This window comes from Pseudomonas sp. GM78 (assembly GCF_000282475.1).
In the GTDB taxonomy this organism is placed as follows: Bacteria; Pseudomonadota; Gammaproteobacteria; order Pseudomonadales; family Pseudomonadaceae; genus Aquipseudomonas.
Genome location: NZ_AKJF01000025.1, coordinates 1 through 19,701 on the forward strand (window position 1 = coordinate 1; position 19,701 = coordinate 19,701).

Annotated in this window: 18 protein-coding genes and 2 pseudogenes; 8 read left to right on the top strand and 12 right to left on the bottom strand. The window is 60.2% G+C overall.

The window, feature by feature from the left end:
• The 5 genes and pseudogenes from PMI35_RS28850 to PMI35_RS28830 form a co-directional block, all read left to right on the top strand.
• Positions 1 to 621 (top strand): annotated as a pseudogene (locus tag PMI35_RS28850) (glycine dehydrogenase (aminomethyl-transferring)); the annotation flags it as partial.
• 147 nt (positions 622 to 768) lie between these two features.
• Positions 769 to 2,037 carry a serine hydroxymethyltransferase gene (gene glyA / locus PMI35_RS28845; RefSeq protein ID WP_008055250.1) on the top strand — a complete coding sequence of 423 codons (1,269 nt, stop codon included), beginning with the start codon at positions 769 to 771 and terminating at the stop codon, positions 2,035 to 2,037.
• 156 nt (positions 2,038 to 2,193) lie between these two features.
• Positions 2,194 to 3,183, top strand: a complete 990-nt coding sequence (gene lipA, locus PMI35_RS28840; protein ID WP_008055255.1) for a lipoyl synthase — start codon at positions 2,194 to 2,196, stop codon at positions 3,181 to 3,183.
• 38 nt (positions 3,184 to 3,221) lie between these two features.
• Positions 3,222 to 3,983, top strand: coding sequence for a M15 family metallopeptidase (locus tag PMI35_RS28835; protein ID WP_008055256.1), 762 nt, complete (start codon positions 3,222 to 3,224; stop codon positions 3,981 to 3,983).
• Complete coding sequence (locus PMI35_RS28830; RefSeq protein WP_008055257.1) at positions 3,980 to 4,702, top strand: L,D-transpeptidase family protein; 723 nt, start codon at positions 3,980 to 3,982, stop codon at positions 4,700 to 4,702. Before PMI35_RS28835 ends, PMI35_RS28830 begins: the two co-directional genes overlap by 4 nt.
• Here the strand turns inward: PMI35_RS28830 and PMI35_RS28825 are convergent.
• From PMI35_RS28825 to PMI35_RS28800, 7 genes are all read right to left on the bottom strand, one after another.
• Positions 4,605 to 5,735, bottom strand: coding sequence for a sterol desaturase family protein (locus PMI35_RS28825; RefSeq protein WP_008055258.1), 1,131 nt, complete (start codon positions 5,733 to 5,735; stop codon positions 4,605 to 4,607). The two genes, PMI35_RS28830 and PMI35_RS28825, sit on opposite strands and share 98 nt — an antisense overlap.
• Before the next feature lie 107 nt (positions 5,736 to 5,842).
• A complete protein-coding gene (locus PMI35_RS28820; RefSeq protein WP_008055259.1) occupies positions 5,843 to 7,249 on the bottom strand; it encodes a purine-cytosine permease family protein in 1,407 nt (468 codons plus the stop codon).
• Between the two features lie 160 nt (positions 7,250 to 7,409).
• Positions 7,410 to 9,257, bottom strand: a complete 1,848-nt coding sequence (locus PMI35_RS28815; protein WP_008055260.1) for an amidohydrolase — start codon at positions 9,255 to 9,257, stop codon at positions 7,410 to 7,412.
• A 164-nt stretch (positions 9,258 to 9,421) separates the two neighbouring features.
• Complete coding sequence (locus tag PMI35_RS33525) at positions 9,422 to 10,576, bottom strand: RHS repeat-associated core domain-containing protein (RefSeq protein WP_008055261.1); 1,155 nt, start codon at positions 10,574 to 10,576, stop codon at positions 9,422 to 9,424.
• A gap of 146 nt (positions 10,577 to 10,722) precedes the next feature.
• Entirely contained in the window at positions 10,723 to 11,736 is a 1,014-nt protein-coding gene (locus PMI35_RS28810) for a helix-turn-helix transcriptional regulator (protein WP_008055262.1), read from the bottom strand.
• Between the two features lie 97 nt (positions 11,737 to 11,833).
• Complete coding sequence (locus PMI35_RS28805; RefSeq protein ID WP_008055263.1) at positions 11,834 to 12,679, bottom strand: nitrilase family protein; 846 nt, start codon at positions 12,677 to 12,679, stop codon at positions 11,834 to 11,836.
• Entirely contained in the window at positions 12,676 to 14,175 is a 1,500-nt protein-coding gene (locus PMI35_RS28800; protein ID WP_008055264.1) for a purine-cytosine permease family protein, read from the bottom strand. The genes PMI35_RS28805 and PMI35_RS28800 overlap by 4 nt, the downstream gene beginning before the upstream one ends.
• A gap of 178 nt (positions 14,176 to 14,353) precedes the next feature.
• On the opposite strand from PMI35_RS28800, the gene PMI35_RS28795 reads away from it, so the two are divergent.
• On the top strand, positions 14,354 to 15,256 hold the full coding sequence (locus PMI35_RS28795) for a LysR family transcriptional regulator (protein ID WP_008055266.1): 903 nt from the start codon (positions 14,354 to 14,356) through the stop codon (positions 15,254 to 15,256).
• Positions 15,257 to 15,383: 127 nt separating this feature from the next.
• Here PMI35_RS28795 and PMI35_RS28790 read toward each other — a convergent pair whose 3' ends face one another.
• Positions 15,384 to 15,917: a cysteine hydrolase family protein gene (locus PMI35_RS28790; RefSeq protein ID WP_008055267.1), complete on the bottom strand. Its 534-nt coding sequence runs from the start codon at positions 15,915 to 15,917 to the stop codon at positions 15,384 to 15,386.
• Positions 15,918 to 15,986: 69 nt separating this feature from the next.
• Positions 15,987 to 16,295 (bottom strand): annotated as a pseudogene (locus PMI35_RS28785) (gamma-glutamyltransferase); the annotation flags it as partial.
• 69 nt (positions 16,296 to 16,364) lie between these two features.
• Between PMI35_RS28785 and PMI35_RS28780 the strand changes: the two are divergent.
• Positions 16,365 to 16,883: a methylated-DNA--[protein]-cysteine S-methyltransferase gene (locus PMI35_RS28780; protein ID WP_008055269.1), complete on the top strand. Its 519-nt coding sequence runs from the start codon at positions 16,365 to 16,367 to the stop codon at positions 16,881 to 16,883.
• Between the two features lie 20 nt (positions 16,884 to 16,903).
• On the opposite strand, the gene PMI35_RS33530 is transcribed toward PMI35_RS28780, so the two are convergent.
• From PMI35_RS33530 to PMI35_RS28770, 3 genes are all read right to left on the bottom strand, one after another.
• Positions 16,904 to 17,467 (bottom strand): hypothetical protein, encoded by a 564-nt coding sequence (locus PMI35_RS33530; protein ID WP_008055270.1) that lies wholly within the window; start codon positions 17,465 to 17,467, stop codon positions 16,904 to 16,906.
• Between the two features lie 33 nt (positions 17,468 to 17,500).
• Complete coding sequence (locus tag PMI35_RS28775) at positions 17,501 to 18,364, bottom strand: hypothetical protein (RefSeq protein WP_008055271.1); 864 nt, start codon at positions 18,362 to 18,364, stop codon at positions 17,501 to 17,503.
• Positions 18,365 to 18,665: 301 nt separating this feature from the next.
• The gene (locus PMI35_RS28770; RefSeq protein WP_008055274.1) at positions 18,666 to 19,103 is read right to left on the bottom strand and encodes a hemerythrin domain-containing protein; all 438 of its coding nucleotides are present in this window, start codon (positions 19,101 to 19,103) and stop codon (positions 18,666 to 18,668) included.
• Positions 19,104 to 19,246: 143 nt separating this feature from the next.
• Between PMI35_RS28770 and PMI35_RS28765 the strand changes: the two genes are divergently transcribed.
• A complete protein-coding gene (locus PMI35_RS28765) occupies positions 19,247 to 19,672 on the top strand; it encodes a GNAT family N-acetyltransferase (RefSeq protein WP_008055276.1) in 426 nt (141 codons plus the stop codon).
• The last annotated feature ends 29 nt before the right edge of the window (positions 19,673 to 19,701 follow it).

Sequence of the window (19,701 nt, forward strand, 5' to 3'; positions counted from 1 at the left end):
CCGTTCGGCAGCGCGAGCATCCTGCCGATCACCTGGATGTACATCCGCATGATGGGCGGCGCCGGTCTCAAGCGTGCTTCGCAGCTGGCAATCCTCAACGCCAACTACATTTCCCGTCGCCTCGAAGAGCACTACCCGGTGCTGTACACCGGCAGCAACGGCCTGGTGGCGCATGAATGCATCCTCGACCTGCGCCCGCTGAAAGACAGCAGCGGCATCAGCGTCGATGACGTGGCCAAGCGCCTGATCGACTTCGGCTTCCACGCCCCGACCATGTCCTTCCCGGTGGCCGGCACCTTGATGATCGAGCCGACCGAAAGCGAATCCAAAGAAGAACTGGACCGCTTCTGCGACGCCATGATCCGCATCCGCGAAGAAATCCGCGCAGTGGAAAACGGCACCCTGGACAAGGACGACAACCCACTGAAAAACGCCCCGCACACCGCAGCGGAGCTGGTCGGTGAGTGGTCGCATCCGTATAGCCGTGAGCAGGCGGTATACCCGCTGGACACCTTGATCGACGCCAAATATTGGCCGCCCGTGGGTCGGGTCGACAACGTCTTCGGCGACCGCAACCTGATCTGCGCCTGTCCATCCATCGCCGACTACGAAAACGCATAACCCCTGTAGGAGCGAGCATGCTCGCGATGGTCGTCAACGATGACGCGGGAAACCTGACACCCCGCAGCGCTCTGGAGTCCATCGCGAGCAGGCTCGCTCCTACAGAAGAGCAGTGCCCCCTATTCAAGAACACCAGAGGAAATCACCATGTTCAGCACCCTTTTTAGCAAGCAGGACCAGATCAAAGGCTACGACGACGAACTGCTGGCGGCGATGAACGCCGAAGACGCGCGGCAGGAACACCACATCGAACTGATCGCTTCGGAAAACTACACCAGCCAACGAGTCATGGAGGCGCAAGGCAGCGGCCTGACCAACAAGTACGCCGAAGGTTATCCGGGCAAGCGCTACTACGGCGGTTGCGAGCACGTCGACGTGGTCGAGCAATTGGCCATCGACCGCGCCCGGCAACTGTTCGGCGCCGACTACGCCAACGTCCAGCCGCACTCCGGCAGCCAGGCCAACGCGGCGGTGTACCTGGCGTTGCTGCAGGCTGGCGACACCGTGCTGGGCATGAGCCTGGCCCATGGCGGTCACCTGACCCACGGCGCCAAGGTGAGTTTCTCCGGCAAGCTCTACAACGCCGTGCAATACGGCATCGACACCGCGACCGGGCTGATCGACTACGACGAAGTCGAACGCCTGGCCGTCGAGCATCAGCCGAAAATGATCATCGCCGGCTTCTCCGCCTACTCCAAGACCCTGGACTTCCCGCGTTTTCGTGAGATCGCCGACAAGGTCGGTGCTTATCTGTTCGTCGACATGGCCCACGTCGCCGGGCTGGTGGCCACAGGTCTGTACCCTAACCCGCTGCCCTACGCCGACGTGGTCACCACCACGACCCACAAGACCCTGCGCGGTCCGCGAGGTGGCCTGATCCTGGCCAGGGCCAATCCGGAGCTGGAGAAAAAGCTCAACGCCGCGGTATTCCCCGGCGGCCAGGGCGGCCCGCTGATGCATGTGATCGCCGCCAAGGCCGTGTGCTTCAAGGAAGCCCTGGAGCCGGCGTTCAAGACTTATCAGGCGCAGGTGATCCGCAACGCCCAGGCGATGGCGCAGGTGTTTATCGAACGAGGTTATGATGTGGTGTCCGGTGGCACCGACAACCACCTGTTCCTGGTCAGCCTGATCCGCCAGGGCCTGACCGGCAAGGACGCCGACGCCGCGCTAAGCCGTGCCGGCATCACCGTGAACAAGAACGCCGTGCCCAACGACCCACAGTCGCCCTTCGTGACCTCAGGCCTGCGCATCGGTACACCGGCGATCACCAGCCGTGGGTTCAAGGAAGCCCAGAGCATCGAGCTGGCCGGCTGGATCTGCGACATCCTCGATCATCTTGGCGATGCCGATGTCGAGGCCCAGGTCGCCCGCCAGGCGGCAGCGATGTGCAGCGACTTCCCGGTCTACCGCGACTGATCGCACACCACAAAACCATGTGTAAAACCCTGTGGGAGCGAGCCTGCTCGCGATGGCGGAGTGTCAGTCGACATCCGTGTTGAATGCTCCACCGCAATCGCGAGCAGGCTCGCTCCCACAGGGCCGCAATTTGACCGACAGAACCAGGGATCGCTTATGAACGCACTTGTGGATTCACCGGGAAAAAGCCCGACCAAGGTGGAGGTCGGCACCAAACTGCGCGGCGCGGAAAAAGTCGCGCGGATTCCAGTGAAAATCATCCCCACCGAGGAATTCCCGCGCAAACCCGACTGGATCCGGGTACGCATGCCAACCTCCCCCGAGGTCGACCGGATCAAGCAACTGCTGCGCAAGCACAAGCTGCACAGCGTCTGCGAGGAAGCCTCATGCCCGAACCTGGGCGAGTGTTTCTCCGGGGGTACCGCGACCTTCATGATCATGGGCGATATCTGCACCCGTCGCTGCCCATTCTGCGATGTCGGCCACGGGCGCCCGAAACCGCTGGACGTGGATGAACCGCGCAACCTCGCGGTGGCAATCGCCGAACTGCGCCTCAAATACGTGGTGATCACCTCGGTGGATCGCGACGATTTGCGCGACGGTGGCGCCCAACACTTCGTCGACTGCTTGCGCGAGATCCGCAAGCTGTCGCCGGGCATTCAGCTGGAAACCCTGGTGCCGGACTACCGTGGCCGAATGGACGTCGCCCTGGCGATCACCGCCCTTGAGCCGCCCGATGTGTTCAACCACAACCTGGAAACCGTCCCGCGCCTGTACAAGGCCGCGCGGCCGGGCTCGGATTTCGAGTGGTCACTGGATCTGCTGCAGAAGTTCAAGCAATCGATCCCTCATGTGCCAACCAAGTCGGGCCTGATGCTGGGCCTCGGCGAAACTGACGAGGAAGTGATCGAAGTCATGCAGCGCATGCGCGAACACGATATCGACATGCTCACCCTCGGCCAATACCTGCAACCGTCGCGCAGTCACCTGCCGGTCCAGCGTTTCGTGCACCCGGACGTGTTTGCCTGGTTCGCTGAGGAAGGCGCCCGCATGGGCTTCAAGAACGTGGCCTCGGGACCACTGGTGCGCTCGTCCTATCATGCCGACCAACAACTTCATGGAGGTGCCGCCGGTTTCAAGCCATGATGGAGTGACTTGTCATGCCAATTCGGAGGCCCGGCCCGATGCCATTTGTCGTTCGAACATTGCTCCCGATCCTGAGTCTCGCCTTGTCTGGCGTCGCCAGTGCCGAGCCCAGGCCCGGGCACATGGTGTACTTGCGCACGATCGATCCGGGTATCGAGCAGGACATTCGCTATGCCAGCGCCCACAACTTCACCGGGCACCCGCTCGAGGGTTATGAAGCGTCCGAGTGCCTGCTGTCGCAGGAGGCCGCCAAAGCCCTGTCCCGCGTACAAACGGCACTGCAGGCGCAAGGCTATGGCTTGAAGGTATTCGATTGCTATCGCCCCAGCCGCGCGGTCGCGGACATGGGGCGCTTCGCCACCGAGCCGGGCGACCCGCGCAAAGCCGAGTTCTACCCCCGGGTGGACAAGCAGGACTTCTGGCGCCTGGGCTATGTGGCGCGGGTCTCCAATCACTCCAAAGGCGGCACCGTCGACCTGAGCATGACGGGACCGGGCGCCCTGCCCGCCGATACCTGGACGCCCTCAGCCACGCCCGTCGACTGCACGGCGCCTTATGGTCAGCGTTGGCACGACGGCGCCGTCGACATGGGCACCGGTTTCGATTGCTTCGACGAGCGCGCCCATACCGATTCGACGTCGATCACGGCGACGGCCATGGACAATCGCCAGCGACTGACCCGCGCCATGGAGCAGGAGGGATTCACCGGTTACTCCGCCGAGTGGTGGCACTTCACTTACACCCGGGATGCGACGTTGAACAGCGTCATGAACTTCCCCATCACCCCGCTGGCGCCATGAACAGGCTTGGCAGAATCTGCACGCTGCTGATCCTGCTGCTGCCCTGTGCCGCGATGGCCCAAGGGCTCGAAGCAAGTGGCCAGTTGATCGTGGTCACCAGCAAGCACTGGGATGACATCCAGGGCAGCGCCCAACGTTATGAACGGCACGGAGATAGCTTCCAGAAAGTCGAAGCGCCCTTTGCCGTCGTGCTGGGAAAAAACGGCATGGGCTGGGGCAAGGGACTGCTCGACACTCGGCCACTCCAGGGGCCAGTGAAACAGGAAGGCGATGGAAAGGCGCCAGCCGGGATGTTCAAGCTTGGCAGCGCGTTTGGCTACGACGCCTCAGCTGAAACCCGCCTGCCCTACCTCGCACTGACTTCGACCATCGAATGCGTGGACGACAGTCAGTCCACGCGCTACAACGAACTGGTCGATGGCGCCACGATTGCCAGCGACTGGAACAGCTCCGAACGCATGCGCCGCCCTGATGACTTGTATCGCCAGGGCATTTTCATCGAGCACAACACCCCGGCATCCCCCGCCGCCGGCTCCTGCATTTTCTTCCATATCTGGCGTGGCCCCACGACACCAACCCGGGGCTGTACCGCGATGAACCCAACTGATATCGCTCGCCTGTTCAGTTGGCTGGACCCGCGCCAGTCCCCGCTGCTGGTGCAATTACCCGAGGCGCAATACGAACAGTTGCGCGAACGCTGGAAGCTTCCGCAGCGTTGATCAAGGGTTTGTCTCCCATCGACAGATCAGGGCGTGGAGCCGGGCTCCTGGCCTGACGCAACTTGTGGGCTGTTTCCACGAAGGGCGTGACGATCAGGCTGTGGAGCGTCAGGTAACGTTCCTGGTCGCCGGTGCCGAATTGAATAACCTCGGGTTTCGCCTGAGTGACGTAGAGCGTGCCGAACATCCAGTCCCAGAGTGACAGGTTGACCCCGAAGTTCTTGTCGAAGTGCTGCGGCGCATCGCTGTGGTGGATCTGGTGCTGGGCCGGGCTGTTCAGCACATGCTCGACCACCGGCCCGAAGGACAGCCAGACATGGCTGTGGCGCAGGTTGGCCGCCAGGGCGTTGAGGATGAACACGATGTAGGTCACGCCGAACAGCGTGTAGCGGCTGATCTCCCCGCCGCAGGCGTACCAGAAGAGCCCGGCAAAGGCGCTGATGAACACGAGGTCGATCAGGCGCTCGAGCACTTTCTCAAGGAAATGCACCCGGCTCGCCGTCACCGGAACCAGCACCGTCGCCGAATGGTGGACTTTGTGGAACGCCCACAGGTAGCGCGAATGGTAAGCGCGATGGGCCCAATAATGGATGAAGTCCTGCAGCAGAAACACGCCCAGGCCATAGAGCAAGGACAGGGCCAGGTGCTCCTCGACCTGCACCCGTGCGCCCCACAGATGAGTGAAAAAACGCACGTAGTCCCCGGAGCGCAACACATACGGGTCCACCAGCCCAACGATGGGCACCACCAGCACGACCTTCAGAATGCCGCGCACGAAGTAGTAGCGGTAATCGAGCAGCGCCGAGGGATGAAAATGCACACGGTTGCCGCCGATGAACTGCCAGAAGCTGTGCGCGTCTGTGTGCCCGCGGGATTGGCGCCAGCGGAACAAGCCGTAGGCCACGGCGTAGGAGGTGAAGAGAAAGGCCACGCAGAGACGGCCATTGAGGTCGAAGAGCCCCAGGAATTGATCGCTGACAGGCGCAATCACCCACCTGTACAGGTACTGGTCAATCGGTGCGAGAACATCCATGAAAGGCTGCCCCCTGCTGAAGATAGAGCGTTGTGAGTCGGTTCGAAAAACGCTCGTCGCAAGAGCACGGCTGGCCGGCTCCTGCAGGAGGCTATTGCGGATGTATCTTATTCAGGTCTTTGGATTTCGGCAACCGGCACAACGCCTGCCGAAGTCCTGGCGAGCAGCAAATACAGGATTCCCGGCACCACCAGCCCGACGATCCAGGATATGTCCACGCCGCCCAGTTGCGCGACCATCGGCCCCGAATAGAAATGGGTGTCGACGAAAGGCAGCTGGATCAACACGCCGATCACGTACACGCTGATCCCCAGCAGGTTCCAGCGGCCATAGCGCCCTGCCGGGTCGGACAACGCCGGGATGTCATAACGCTCCTTGTTGATGAAGTAGTAGTCCACCAGGTTGATCGCGCTCCAGGGGGTGAAGAACGTCAACAGGAACAGGATGAAGTACTTGAACGCGTTAAGGAACGAGTACTGGCCCAGCAGTGCGAGGGTGGTGGACGCCGCGACAATCACCAGCACGAACAGCATGCGCTGGCCCGCGCTGATTTGCAGGCGACTGCGAAAGCCGCTGATGATGGTGGCCACGCACATGAAGCTGCCATAGGCATTGAGGGTCGACACCGTGACCTTGCCGAACACCACGCTCAGGTACAGCAAGGACGCCACCACCCCGGTACTGCCCAGCCCGACGATGGTCGCCACTTCATGCCCGCGAAAGTTCGCCCCCGCCAAAGCCGCGGCAAACACGCCCAGCACCATCGACGCCTGGGCACCCAGCACGGTACCGAGGCCGACGGCGGTGAAGGTTTTCCAGGAGGAGGTCTTGCTCGGCAAGTAGCGCGAATAGTCCGCCACGTACGGGCCGAAGGCGATCTGCCAGGAAGCCGAAAGCGACACCGCCAGCAGGAAGGTGCTCCAGCTGAAGTGGCGGTTTTCCAGCAGCAGGCCGATGTCGTTGAGGCTCATCAAGCGCGCGAACAGATAGACGAACGCGATGACGCCCAGCACGCTGGCCACCCGCCCGACCAGGTGGATCACCCGGTAACCGAACATCGTCAGCAGCGCGATGCACGCGGCGAAAATCAGGATGCCGGCGCTGTCGCTGACACTGATCAACTGGGCAATCGCCTGCCCCGACAGCACCGCGCCAGTGGCGCTGAAGCCGAGGTACATCAGGCACACCAGCACAATCGGAATCGCCGCGCCGTAGACCCCGAACTGCACTCGGCTGGAGATCATCTGCGGCAAGCCGAGCTTCGGCCCTTGGGCCGCATGCAGCGCCACCACGGCCCCGCCCAGTACCTGGCCGATCAGCAGGCCGATGAGTGACCAGAACACGTCACCGCCCAACACCACGGCCAACGCCCCGGTGACGATCGCAGTGATCTGCAGGTTGGCGCCGAGCCACAGGGTGAACTGGCTGTACAGGCTGCCATGGCGCTCGGCCTCGGGGATGTAATCGATCGAGCGGGTTTCGATCAGGGGACTTCGTTGCTGGCTATCGGTCATTATTGTTGTTCTCTTCGAAAGTAGTGAGCATCACACACCCCCTGTGGGAGCGGGCTTGCCCGCGATTGCGGTGTGTCAGACACATGGATTTCGACTGTGCCGCCGCCATCGCGGGCAAGCCCGCTCCCACAGGGATTGGTGCTGGCTGGGTGATATGGGTTTATTTCTGTTGCTCGGCAGCAGCCACCTGCCCCACAAACGGCGCCTTGGCCCACACCACCTTGCCGCCCACCAGTGTCAGCAACACCTGATTGCGCCCCAATTCGTCCTCAGGCACCTGCATGAAGTTCTTGTCCAGCACGATCAGGTCGGCAAACTTGCCCACCTCGACCGATCCAGTCACCTTTTCCAGCCTCAGCTGCTCGGCAGCATTGAGGGTGATGGTGCGCAGCACCTCGGCACGGGACAACGCCGGGTCGCCGTTCAGCCTGCCCGCATATTTGGGCCCATAGCTGTGCGGGTTCTGTGGATCGCCGGCGCGGGTGACGCCGATCTTCAACGCGAGAAACTCGTCCAGCGGGTCGACCGGCCAGTCGCTGCCATACGCCACCCGGCCGCCCGCGCGGGCGATGCTGCCCGACGGTTCCATGCGGGAGAACCGCTCGGCCCCCAGATGATCGTTGGTCCCATCCACCGTGGACGGTGCCTGCTGCGCCCACTGGAACGACATGTTGGCCGTCACGTCCAGAGCCTTGAAGCGCCCGTAATCGGCGGGGTCCACCGATTCGGCGTGGGTGATGGCCGGGCGAAATGGATGGCCGGGCAATTGCTGGCGCACGTATTCGATGCCGTTGAGCGAGTCGCGTACCGCACGATCACCGGTAGCGTGCAGGTGCGGATCGAGACCGGCCTGAACGGCTTTGAGCAGCAGCGGGTTGAGTACCTGCGGCGGGAAATACAGCTCGCCACGGTTTTTGCCTGGGGTCCATTTCGGCGCCTGCTCGGAGCCGGCGTTGTGCAGATATGGCGTCAACATCGCCCCGGTGTCGGCTGGCGCGTTGATGATGCCGTCCATGAACAACTTGACGTGACGCATGCTCACACCCGGCGCGACCTTGGTTTCGCCCTGGTCGTAGGTGCTGGCCAGGGCCTTGGCCTCGGCGATGGTTTTATCCGGGTCTGCGGTGGCGGCGGCCGGGTCCAGCTTGATCGCCAGCAAGGCCCGGGCGGTCAGTTCGCCAGACTGCGCGAGGGTGGTGAACGCCTTGGCGTTCTCCGGTCCCGACATCGCATCGAAGAAACTGGTAATGCCCTGCTGGCGCATGGCATCAAGCGCGGCGCGGCTTTGAATCAGCTTCTCGGCATCGGTAGCGGGCGGCACCACGGCGGCCATGGCATCCGCCGCGCCGTCCTCGCAGATACCGGTCGGGTTGCCGGCACTGTCGCGCACGTATTTGCCATCGCCGGGGTTGACCGTGTGCTTGTCGATGCCCGCCACCGCGAGGCCGCGGGAGTTGAGCAGCACAGTGTGGAAGTCGGTCGAGCGTACCTGGATCGGGCGCCGGGTCTTGAGCGCATCGAGGGTCGATTTGTCGGCATCGCCATCCAGGCCGGTCATGCCCATGCGATCCCAACTGCCGACTTCGAGCCAGACGTCGGGGCCCTTGTCCTTGTCCGCATCCAGACAGGCCTGGATGGATTCCTGGAACATCTTACGGGTCATGGTCTGGTACTTCAGGTCGCACAACGTCATGGCGCGACCGCCGTCCCCCGGATGCATGTGCGCATCGATGAAGCCTGGCATCAGCATGCGCCCTGCCAGATCGATGAGTTGCGTGCGGGTGCCAATGTAAGAAGCCGCGCCCTCATCGCTGCCGACATACACGATCTTCCCGCCCCTGACGGCGACCGCTTGTTGCACCGAATCCTGGCCGTCGACGGTGTACACATAACCGTTGCGCATGACCATGTCGGCGCTGGTTGAACTTTGGGTCTGGCACCCCACCAGCGTTACACAAGACACGGCCGTCGCACCGGCAACGGCGATAAATAGCCTGGACAATTTCAATGGCCTCACCTCTGTTTTTATAGTTTTTGAAGGGCCTTGGCAGATTGCCGCGCAAGCCCTTGATATGCAGGGCATACCCTATAGAGCGTGGCGGCCGGATGGACCTCTGCAAATGAGGAGGGGGAGGCAAATAGATTGATTGACACTGCTTTATTGGCACATCTTTATCCTGCCCGACGGAAATTTTGATTAAAAAACTGTGGATATCGCTGCTGAAGTTCTGAAAGCGTTACTGATTCAACATCTCCGTATCGGATTTTGCGAATTAACATACTTGGCATAACGCCTGGAATACTGCCTGTAAGCCCGCTATCGATTCTTGCCAATACACGAGAGGAGTCCGCACGTTTTATAAGCACATCAAGACCAGGACTAGCAACAGACAGATGATTACCAATATTGAACGGTGAGTTCCTTCGGTACACAGCATTTACTGCTTCATAACGAGGATGGCGTGCATTTCTTAATATGGAGTCAAGCTCTGCCCCAGGAGTAGCATCGAATCTCCTCTCTATCATCGAAGGATTAATTATTCTGCGGCGAACCACGCCAGAACTATAAAATTGCGTTGCCGTATCAGCTGCGCTGTGGGCATATCTATTTGCCCTACTGCTCAACTCCGCCCCTTCAGGGTAGTATGCTCCCCCAGTATTGACACCTAGTTGATCAATCGCGGAAGGCCTAACTATATAACTCCTGCTTATTCTCCCTCCCTCCGGAATATAAAGGTTAGCTTTAGCCTTCTGTACCCATCCAGAAATCATGGCTCGAACTCTGGATGGGAGTATGACGTTTCCGGTTGGATCGCTATTATTAATTGGATCACCCTGACAATACGCATACGAGTTCACCCCACCCATGCCAAATGGACTCATAATGTCTGGACTAGTAAAGTGCATCAATACCGGATTGAACGACCGATTCCCATTCCCCAACATGTAATTTCCGGTTAGAAGGTCTTGGTGCTCACCATTGAATCCCAACAAACTGCTCATGCCGCTCGCGGCGGTACGATAACCGTATGGAGAGTAGGCAATAACTTGGGGAAATATGGCATCGATGGTGTTCAACACCGAGCGTTGCTGATCAGTGGCCAGTAACGTGAGGTCAAGCATGCCTCCCTGGTGACGTTGTTGCGCCAACAACTTTTCACCGTTCTGGAACAACGAATATGAGCAATCTCCCTCCACCTCAGTGGCTAGGCGACTCTTGAGATAGAAGCGTTTCCCCTCGAGAAGACCCGGTAGACTCTGGCCGATCAACCGATCCAGTGGATCGTAACGGTAGAGGCCGAACAAAACTTCGGATCTACGTAGCATTGAGAAGTACTCATTAGAGCCAAGGAATCGAACTGGCTAGAGTATTACTTGTATTCCCTGAGTAAGTAACTATCAGAACTGCTAGTTTGTGGGCCGGCATGTGGCATGCAGCCCCGAATTTTCGGGTCATTTTCACGTCATCATGTTTAGTCGCGGTGCTGAAAATTCGTTGACAATGTCGACAACCGCAGCACCGAGCCCAACTCCACCTTGCTCTTCACCCCGAGTTGCAGGTAGCAGTTGCGCAGGTAAGTACGCACCGTTGCCGGGCTGAGGCCGAGGATTCGGGCGATTTCCTTGTAGGAATGACCGGCGGCAAACAACATGGCGACGGTCCTTTCCCGAGGTGCCAGTGCAGCCCCGCGCGGTTGTGTTTCCAGCGACAGGATGACGTGCTCGGCGTTCGGGCTGAGGGTGAGTGCCGAACGCCCCAGGCGCATCACACAAGGTGCCTTGGACAATTGCGCGATGACCTCGGCGGGCAGCGTCGAGCCGTTCCAGCCGGGCAACTCCCGTTGGATGAGCGCACACAATCCGGCGCCGATGTAGAGCAAATCACCGTCGCGCCGCGCGACCCCGAAGTCGCTGGCGCCGTTGCCGGTGTCGACGCGGATCATGTCCTGCACCTGAAACCGCCACAGCTGTAGCAGGTGATCGCAGAACGCCGAAAACAGACCGGCTTCAGTGTCGCTGAAGGCCGTTGCATCAGCCCCACGGTACAGGCAAACGAAAAACATCAAGCCGCTTTCCGGCAGCTCGAAGGTGATGCACATCGGGTGGTAGAGATCATGGCGTCGAGCGAAGGCTTCGACTTCGACGTGGGGGTCGCTGAAGCCGCTAACGCGGATGACTTCGCCGGGACGGCTCAAGGTGTCATGGGAAAATCTGTCGCTGCCGGCGCTCTGTTGCCATTCGCCAGCAAACGAGTCAGGCAGGTTGATGCGCCCGTGCATCCAGCTTTGCGGCGCTACACTGGCGACCGAGGTGGACATCTCGCCCCACCATGCCGAGGTGAACGGCACCAGTTGGCGCAACGCCTGCAAGCCGTCGGCAATGAATTCGGCGGCACCGCGTTCTCGCGCCAGGCGCCCCAGGTGCAACACGCAACGGTTGAACGCCTGCAGCGAGGTGTCGACGCCGCCCTGATTGCCCTGCCCCATCGTGCCATTCCTGCTCGCATCGGTCTGTCGTTTCGACCATGCCACAGGCGCCGCGATGGCGTCTAGCGGGCGATTTGTGGATGAGTTCCAGGGATTTTCATTGCACCACGCTGCTCAAGCCATACAGCTGCGGCCGCCGGTCCCGGTGCAGGTCGTTGCGCTCGCTGATGCGCTTGTTGCGCGCCTCGGCCAGGTTGAGGGTGGCCAGTAGAATCTGCTCGCCGCCCTGCTCCGCCGGACCGGCCAACGGATAACCGTCGGCGTCGACGATCACCGAACCTTGCACCCAACTCACCCCGCGCTCATGGCCATGGCGATCACAGGCGGCGATGAACATTCGGTTGACCGAGGCATTGGCTTGCACCCGCAAGACTTCCGCCGGGCGCTCGGTCTGCGGCCGTGGGCCGGCGGGCCAGTTGACCGGCGCACAGAGCAGGTCGGCACCGGCCAGGGCCGGCAGGCGCACCCACTCGGGGAACTCCAGGTCATAGCAGATCAGCATGCCGATGCGCCCGTGGACCGTTTCGATCACCGGCGGCGCGGCATTGCCGGCGCTGAAGATTTCCTTCTCGGCATCCCACAGGTGCGCCTTGCGGTACACCGCGCGCACGCCCTGCGCATCGATCAGGGCCGCGCTGTTGGCCAGTTGATCCCCGGCCAGACGCTCGCAGAATCCGCCGACGATGACGATGTTCAATTCACCGGCCAGTGCCTGCCACAGGCGCAAGGTCGGGCCCTCGGCGGTTTCCGCCAGGGCCAGTGCTTCTGCGCGGTCGGCAAACAGGTAGCCGCTCTGCACCAGTTCCGGCAACACCACAACCTGGGCACCCTGCAAGGCCGCCGAGCGGATCGCGCGCTCGGTGAGCGTGCGGTTGTAGGCGAGGTCGCCGATTTTCGGCGCCAATTGGCAGCAGGCGACCAGGGTATTCCTTGCAGTGTTCAACGCACCGACTCCGCGGATGAATGGGTCATGGCAACGATGTCGTGCTCAGTGATCGAGTCGATGACCCGGCGCTCCGCGGCCAGGTCCAGGGAGCGGCTGAGCAAGTAATACGTCAGGCCCGACACTAGCAGGCCCACCAGCCAGGCGATGTCGACGCCTTCGAGCACCCGCGCCAGCGGACCGACGAAGACTTCTTTACCGGCGGCAGCATCGTAGATATAGAAGAACGGCACCATGGCGGCAAAGCCGATCAGGTACGCCACGATGCCGCGAAATTGCCAGGCGCCGTAGATGCCCTTCGGCGTGAAGAAATGCGGGATCGCGTAGCGGCCCTTGCGCACGAAGAAATAGTCCACCAGGTTGACGGCGGTCCAGGGCACGAGGAAGTACAGCAGCAACACGAGGAAGGTGTTCAGCAGCGCGATACCGTCACCCTTGATCGACAGCACGCAGGTCAACAGGATGAGGCTGATCACGCTGATCGACAGCACCCGGGCGCGGGGTGTCGGGGTGATCTTGCTGATCGAATCGACACCGGTCAGCAACGTCAGCATGGCGCTGTAGGTGTTCAGCGCAATGATCGGCAAAAAGCCCGCCACCGACACCACCACCAACAGATTGCCCAGGCCGGGAATCATCGAAGAACCCACCTGATTCAACGCCACCAGTGCATCCACCGCTTTCAGTTCCTGGGCGAGCCAGGCACCGAGGCCGATCATCCAGCTACCCGACAACGAGGCGCCGATGAATATCGCCGCGATCAGTTTCGGCCGGCTGGTGTTTTTCGGCAGGTAGCGCGAGTAGTCGGAGACGTAGGGCGCATAGGAAATGTTGTAGCTGGCGCCAATCGCGAACAGGGTGGCGAAGGCGATCCAGCTGAAGCCCAGGTCGGTGGCCGGCGTGACGCCTTCGGAGCCGGCGCCGAACATCAGGGCGATGGTGACCAGGGCATACAGCGGCAGCGTCGCCAGCAGCGCCCATTTGAAGGCCTTGTGCATCAGGTCGTGGCCGTAGATCGACAGCAGCGCGCCGATCAGCACCACGGTCACGGCGACGATGGTCGGGTCGATGCCGAACACATGCTCCAGCCCGTTCATGATCAGCGAGACGTTCACCACGTTGAAGCCGACGAACACGAACATCGTCGCCATCAACGCCAGGATCACCCCCCGATAACCGAACTGGGCACGGGACTGGATCATCTGCGGCAGGCCCATTTCCGGGCCTTGCGAGCCGTGGAAGGCCATGAAGATGGTGCCGAACATGATGCCCAGCGCGCCGGCCAGCAGGGTCCACAGCGCCGACAAGCCAAGGCTGGGGCCGACGAAACCGATGGAGATGGTGAAAAAGTGGAAATTGCCGAGGAACCAGAACGGCCCCTGGCTGCTGAGTTTGGCGTGGCGTTCGTTTTCCGGGATGTAATCGATCGAGTGGCCTTCGATGGCCAACCCGCTGCTCGCCTCGGCGGTGTGCGCGGAAAGTGGGGACCCTGACATACGATGATTCCTATGCAGTTGATTGTTTTTGTTTTGAGCGCAGCGGTCGATTCTCCAGAAAAAGCTGACGATGACCCTGCTTTCCCTGCAATGTATGGCGTTGGCCTCAGCCGTAAAATATCCACGGCGCACTGTTCACATAGATCGGCGTCAATGTAATCGAGTCACGGGAGCCCCCATGCTGGGAACTGTAACGGAGCTGGATCTGCGTCTGATCCGGGTATTTCTCACGGTGGTCGAGGCCGGCGGGATTTCGGCGGCGCAAACCGCCCTCAACACCACGCAACCGACCATCAGCGCACAGTTGGCGACGCTGGAGGCGCGGGTGGGTTTCCGCCTGTGCGAACGCGGTCGCGGCGGATTTTCCGTGACACCCAAGGGCGGTCAGTTCGTCGAGGCTGCGCGCCGCTTGCTGGCCGCCGCCGAGGGTTTCAGGGTCGAGGTGCAGCACATCAACCGCAAGGTCTCGGGCAACATCAACGTCGGCCTGCTGGGGCAGATCGACCCGGTGGCGAACACGAAAATCGGCTTGGCCATTGCCCGCTTGAGGGCTCGGCACGAGGGCTTGTACTTTCACTTCACCGAGCTGTCGTCGTCGCTCCTGGAAGAAAAAATCATCAACGGCCATATCGATCTGGCGATCGGTTATTTCTGGCATCGCTTGCCCAATATCGACTACTTCCCGTTGTTCCAGGAAACCCAGATCGCCTACTGCGCGCCGTCACACCCGCTGTTTGGGCAAGTAGGTGCGCTGACCCGCGAGGATGTCAGCCACCATGACTGGGTCTGGCCGAGCCACCCCTTGCCGGAAATGCCGGCGCCGACCTCGATCGAACGCCTGACCGTGCTCACCGACAGCATGGACGGGGCCGCGCTGCTGATCCTGTCCGGCCAGCACTTGGGCTTCCTGCCGCAGCATTATGCGGCCCGGCATGAACAGCTTGGGCAGTTGCATCCGCTCAATCCCGAGTTGCTGCGCTATGAGGTGGGTTTTCATGCGGCGGTTAGGCACTCGGCGCGGCAGCGGGATCTGGTCAGTGCGTTCCTGAACGAATTGATCGATATCTTCGGTTCACCCTGATAAACGCCCCTTGTGGGAGCGAGCCTGCTCGCGATGGACGTTAACGATAACGCGGGGGGCCTGATACCCAGCGACGCTCGGAAGTCCATCGCGAGCAGGCTCGCTCCTACAGGGGGCTGTGGTGTTCTCAGAAGCGGATTTCAGCAGCAGGGATAACGTCGATCCGCGCCACCGAACCGCTCAGGTCAGCCCAATCCTTGTTGTGTTCGGCGATGATGTCTTCGGCCCTGGTATTGCCATTGTCGACGGTGGAATGCGCGTCGGCGGCCAGTACCACGTCGTAGCCCAGTTGATGCGCCTGGCGCAGGGTTGCATTCACGCAGTAATCGGTTTGCAGGCCACAGATGACCAGGCGTTCGATATCCTGCACCGGCACCAGCTTCTGCAGGTTGGTCTGGTAGAACGAATCGCCGGTGGTTTTACGTACGCGATGATCGGCGGGTGAAGTGTGCAGCCCATCGGCCAGTTGCCAGCCCGGAGCGCCGTGCTTCAACAGGTCGCCCTCTTCCTCGTGCTGGATCAGCACCACCGCAACGCCGGCTTTTCTCGCCCGGGCACTGAGGCCATTGATCGTTTCGATGACGCGCTGGATCTCGAAGCACTCGTACTCGCCTGAGCACAGGGCCTGCTGAACGTCGATGATTAACAGTGCGGTGGTCATGATCCCTTCCTTGATGAGTTGAAAAATCGGGGGACGCGTGCGCCCCCCATTCAAACACAATCGTCAGTATCAGTAACCCAGCGACAACCCGGTATTACGCCGTGGATCGTTGGCCCCGTAGAAACGGTTCTTGCCCACCGGCTTGCCCTCCAGCGACGGTGCGCCCACCAGGATCGCCGCCAGGTGGTTGGCATCCTGCGGGCCGGCAAACTTGTGGCCCCAGCTTTCGAGGATCTTCACCGTGTCGGGACTGGTGGTGAAGGTCTCCAGATTGGTTTCCTCCGGCAGCCATTGCTGGTGGAAACGTGGTGCATCGACCGCTTCCTGGATGTTCATGCCGTAGTCGATCACGTTGAGCAGGGTCAGCAGGGTCGCGATTGCGTATTGCGCCTCCCCGGCGAGGCAGTATGCTTAACACCTGTTCAGCAATTCGGCGATGCGTGCGGCATGACCTACACCTGTATCACCCTGGCGTCACCGGTCGGCAAGTTGAAGCTGGTGGCGAACGATTCACGTCTGGCGGCCATCCTCTGGGAAAATGACAAACCGGGCCGGGTGCGCCTCGGCCCGATGAACGAAGCGCCGGACAATCCGGTCCTGCTGCGCACCGCGCAACAGCTGCGCGAATACTTCGCGGGCACACGCCGGACTTTCGAGCTGGACCTTGATTTTGCCGGGACGGAATTTCAGAAGAAGGTCTGGATGGCCTTGCTGACCATTCCATTCGGCCAGACCCGCAGCTACAGCCAGATCGCCGAGCAGATCGGCAACCCGAGCGCGGTGCGGGCGGTGGGTGCGGCGAATGGCAGGAATCCGATTTCGATTATTGCGCCCTGCCATCGGGTGATTGGCGTGTCGGGGAAATTGACCGGGTTTGCCGGAGGGCTGGAGGCGAAAGAACACCTGCTGACGCTGGAAGGGTGCGAGTGGTCAGGCTCGATAAAAACGGGGGATTTGTGGGACTGATCCCGCACCCGGCAACTCTGTCATGGAAATGTGGGCTCTCCCTCAATGACTACGAAGGCATTTGGAATTTTTCTGCCGTTCTTTGATGGAAAATCTGTTCCCACGAAACTCTTCAAATCTTCAATTAGAGCAATGACTCGCCTGCGGCTTGGAGCAAAGTCGATCATTTCTTCTGCGTTCGGTAAGGAAGTGCAAGGATTGATACAACCAATACTGGAAAGAAAACCAATCCCGGGATGAACAAGAATTTCCGAACGATTCCCCGTCTTCAATAACTCAAGTCCCGGTCTGGGCTTGGCACTGACACTATCGGAATCTTTATAGCCGAACGTTACATACTTGACCCCGTCCTGAGTTGCCAAAGGATAGCGCCCTGCCTCCACTCGCCGATTATTTCCTGGCTCGGAATTGTCCCCTGGACCTCGGGTTTCCGCGACCATCCCCGAAAGACCCGGCCCTGTCTGTTTTTGCCCGTCGTGGAACACCTGATAGGTCCCCACCGTTCTCCGCTTGCCATCACTGGAACGACGTTGTTCTTTCGTTCTGATGATGTGCATTTCCCAGCCTGTTCCTGTTATTGGCATTTCTTTATCCTCCTGAAGGGACAACCCAATGAATCAAGACTGAAACGTTTTGCCTCCCAACCCGGCCGCTTTTATTGCATCCAACATGTGTGTACTCATGGCGCTGGAGCCGCCTGCATGCCACCAGTTCAAGCCGGCCACTCGGGCAAAAGCCGAAAATGAAGCCAGAAACTTGTCCAGTTTCCTGTCTGCTTCTTCTTTGCTGAAACCGGCCTCTCCCCAATAGGATTGTCCGGTCATCACGATTGGCCGAGGGGTGGCGCCCATGAGTTTTACCCAGCCATCCAGACACAATTCGGCGTACGCCGACGGACTGGCTGACTCGTATGGCGTGCCATTGCTTCGTTTGAACTGCTTGAGCATTTTGGCGTTGGGAAAGTTGAACCAATAAACCTGAGGGTTGAACATATCAACGAAAGGCAGTGCGGCACGCATCAGTTGAGGTTCGTGCCAGTCGATCAGTGAAAACGTAGTGACGCCGAATCCTCCGGTGACGGCCTCTCGAACCCTGCGGCAGTAGTCGGCAATTTCAGCAGCGGTCCAACTTGAGTTGTTGTGCCCGTGCTCGATGTCGGCGACGTAGTCATTCAAACCAAAGAACTGAAGTTCCTTGATCGCCAACCTGGATTCCGTCGCTGGCGATACGCCCTGATTCCATCCCCAACCGGCCACCGCAATGCCTTCGGTCTGGAGGGCATCGATCAGCGTTCCGATCAGTTTTTTCGAAGAGGCGCTATAGGCACTGGTGCCATGCACGCGGACCCAGGCATGAGACATGTCCATGCTCTGGAGAGTGCTGACAACGCCCTGAACATCCGAGAAGCGTTTGATGGTAGAAGGAACATCGTAGATATAAGTGCCATGCCCGCAAAAGGATGCGGGGAGTGGGGATCCCATTTTCCACCTCCTGAGCCCTATAACCTGAAAGCCGAAACCGGGAGACTGGCTCCAGGCCAATTGCTCATCATTGGGTTACTGAGGTGGCAGACGGGCGACAGCACTGCACAATTGAAACCATTCACTTTCAATGAACCTGACAGTTCATTCTTGCCACGCTTAAGGCATAGCAATGGATGTCGGGTTCTTCCACTCATTGGCGACGATCGGGCCTGATACCCAACACAATCGGGAAAAAAACTCTTTCATTGCAGTTATCCCGATCGCCTGGGTTGGACATGCCAAGTGAATACCTGTCATCTCAAGAAAGCTGCGCCCTGTATTCCTTTTCATACTGAGTCGCCAGCGACTCTTTCTGCTTGTCGTCAAGCAACTTGCCGGCCATCTGGAAGAACTTCTGCTCTTCTTCCTCGAGATGGTGATGAACCTTCTCCGACAGTTTCTTCGCGGTCGCAAGCCAGCCCGGACTGGACATCTCGGTGCCGTCCAGTTCTTCCATCATTTCATCCATCTCGTGATGCTCGGCGATCGCATGGCGGCTGAGGTCGACGCCATTGTCGAACTCCATCAGCGGGATGTAGAAATGCCGTTCTTCAGCGGTTTCGTGAGCCTGCAGTTCCGACTTGAGCTGCTTGTACGCGTCGACGCGTTCAGGGGTATCGCCGCTGGTGCGGATCAGGGCTTTGGCGTAGGTACGTTGGCGCTCGTGGCTTTCGCGCAAGGCTTCGAAAATATTCACGGAATGTCCTCATCGGTCGCACTCTGGAATGGCGCGTCACAGTAAATGACATCTGCGCGTTGGCGACGGTTCCACTCCTTGGGCGATGGAACAAAGGCGACAACCACGATAGGCTGCCGATTCACTGCCATAAGGATATAGCCATGAACCTGCGAATAGAGTTTTCGCCCACCCCCACGGAAGAAGAGCGCCTGGCCATCCTGCTGCCGCTGCGCGCCTACAATGCCTCGAAGGCCGACGGCGCCGTACCCGAGCATATCGCCCTGCTGGTACGCGACGAAAACGATGCGATCCTCGGCGGCCTGTACGCCAGGTTGTTTTACCAGTGGATGTTCATCGACTTGCTGTCGGTGCCGGAGCAGGCCCGGGGACAGGGCATGGGCACGAAGCTGATGCAGATGGCCGAAGACATGGCGCGGGAGAGGAAGTGCGTGGGATTGTGGCTCGATACCTTCGAGTTCCAGGCACCGGAGTTCTACCGCAAATGCGGTTACAGCGAGATCGGCCACATCGCCGACTACCCGCCGGGGTACAAGCATTTCTTCTTCCAGAAGCGCCTGAACTACTGACTATCCACGCCCCCTGTAGGAGCTGCCGC